The sequence below is a fragment of the Halopseudomonas sp. genome, from assembly GCF_041579695.1.
Classification (GTDB): Bacteria; Pseudomonadota; Gammaproteobacteria; order Pseudomonadales; family Pseudomonadaceae; genus Halopseudomonas.
Window position 1 is genome coordinate 1 of the sequence record NZ_JBFGFI010000183.1, and the last position, 2,263, is coordinate 2,263.

Below are 2,263 nucleotides of genomic sequence, written 5' to 3' on the forward strand. Positions count from 1 at the left end.
GAAGGCATTCGACAACTTCCGCGTGGTGCCCCCGGGCACCGGCATTTGCCACCAGGTAAACCTGGAATACCTGGGCCAGAGCGTCTGGTCCAGTGAAGTGAATGGTGAGAAGTGGGCCTATCCCGATACCTTGGTAGGTACCGACTCGCACACCACGATGATCAACGGCCTGGGCGTGCTGGGCTGGGGTGTCGGGGGCATTGAAGCAGAGGCGGCGATGCTCGGCCAGCCGGTGTCGATGCTGATTCCCGAAGTGGTGGGCTTCAAGCTCAGCGGCAAGCTGCGCGAAGGCATGACCGCGACCGATCTGGTACTGACGGTGACTCAGATGCTGCGTGCCCAGGGCGTGGTCGGCAAGTTCGTCGAATTCTACGGCGACGGCCTGGCCGATCTGCCCCTGGCGGACCGGGCGACCATTGCCAATATGGCGCCGGAATATGGCGCCACCTGCGGCTTCTTCCCGATTGACGATGAAACCATCCGCTATCTGCGCCTGACCGGCCGCCCGGCCGAGATCGTCGCCCGTGTGGAAGCCTATGCCAAGGCCCAGGGTATGTGGCGCGAGCCCGGCGCCGAGCCGGAATTTACCGCCAGCCTGGAACTCGACATGAGTACCGTAGAACCCAGCCTGGCCGGCCCCCGTCGCCCGCAGGATCGCGTTGCCCTGGGTGACGTGCATGCGGCTTTCGACAAACTGATGGATCTGGTTTTGCGCCCGGCCAATGAAGCCCAGTCGCGCCTGGAAACCGAAGGCGGCGGCGGGGTTGCGGTGGGCGGTCCGAGCAGCGGCGCGACCGTGACCATCGATGGCGAGGAGCATGAAATCAGCCACGGCGCTGTGGTAATCGCGGCAATCACCTCCTGTACCAACACCTCCAACCCCAGCGTGATGATGGCCGCGGGCTTGCTGGCCAAGAAGGCAGTGGAGCGCGGTGTGATGCGCAAGCCCTGGGTCAAGTCATCGCTGGCCCCGGGTTCCAAGGTGGTCACCGATTATCTGGACAAGGCGGGGCTGACTGAGCACCTCAACACCCTGGGCTTCAACCTGGTGGGTTATGGCTGCACCACCTGTATCGGGAACTCGGGTCCGTTGCCGCCGGAGGTGGCGCTGGCCGTGACCGAGCATGATCTGGTGGTGTCGGCAGTGCTATCGGGTAACCGAAACTTCGAAGGCCGGGTGCATCCGCAGGTGAAAGCCAACTGGCTGGCATCGCCGCCGCTGGTGGTTGCTTATGCCCTGGCCGGTAATACCCGGATGAACCTGCTGGAAGAGCCGCTGGGCCTGGACAAGGACAACAAGCCGGTCTACCTGAAGGATCTGTGGCCGAGTAACGCCGAGGTGGCCGAAGCGGTGGCGATGGTCGAGGATTCGATGTATCGCGAACGCTATGCCGACGTCTTTAGCGGTGACGAACACTGGCAGTCGATCCGCGTTGCCGAAGGCGCCACCTACGACTGGGTGGATGATTCGACCTACGTGAAGAATCCCCCGTATTTCGAGCAGATCGACCAGCCGCTCAAGCCGCTCAAGCCGGTAAATCAGGCCCAGGTGCTGGCGGTATTCGGCGACTCGATCACCACCGACCACATCTCTCCGGCGGGTAATATCAAGGGCAGTTCACCCGCCGGGCGTTATCTGCAGGAGCAGGGCGTCGAGCCAGAGGACTTCAACTCCTATGGCTCACGCCGGGGTAACCATGAAGTGATGATGCGCGGCACCTTAGCCAACATCCGTATCCGCAACCGGATGCTGGGCGGCGAAGAGGGCGGCGAAACCATTCACGTGCCCAGCGGCGAGCGCATGGCGATCTATGATGCCGCGATGCGCTACCAGCAGGACAGTACCCCGCTGGTGGTGTTCGCCGGCAAGGAATACGGCACCGGCTCCAGTCGCGACTGGGCTGCCAAAGGCACTAACCTGCTGGGTATAAAAGCGGTGATCGCCGAAAGCTTCGAACGTATTCACCGTTCCAACCTGGTCGGCATGGGCGTTTTGCCGCTGCAGTTCAAAGATGGCGAGGGTGTGGGTTCGCTGGGGCTGGACGGGCATGAGAAGGTGGATATTCAGGGCATCGACGATAACCTGAAACCCGGCCAGACGCTGAAGATGGTCGCTACGAAGGACAGCGGCGAAAAGGTCGAATTCGAAGTGCTGTGCCGGATCGACACGCGCAACGAAATCGACTACTTCAAGGCCGGCGGGATTCTGCACTTTGTATTGCGGGAGTTGATTGCAGAGGGCTGATAGGACAGGGGCTCCCGC

1 protein-coding gene is annotated in these 2,263 nt (G+C 62.2%); it reads left to right on the forward strand.

The genetic code is table 11. The features are described 5' to 3' along the window. Nucleotides 1-2,245: aconitate hydratase AcnA (acnA, locus tag ABYA88_RS16185; RefSeq protein ID WP_373188414.1), on the forward strand; the 2,245-nt coding region annotated here is incomplete at its 5' end. Between the last annotated feature and the right edge of the window lie 18 nt (nt 2,246-2,263).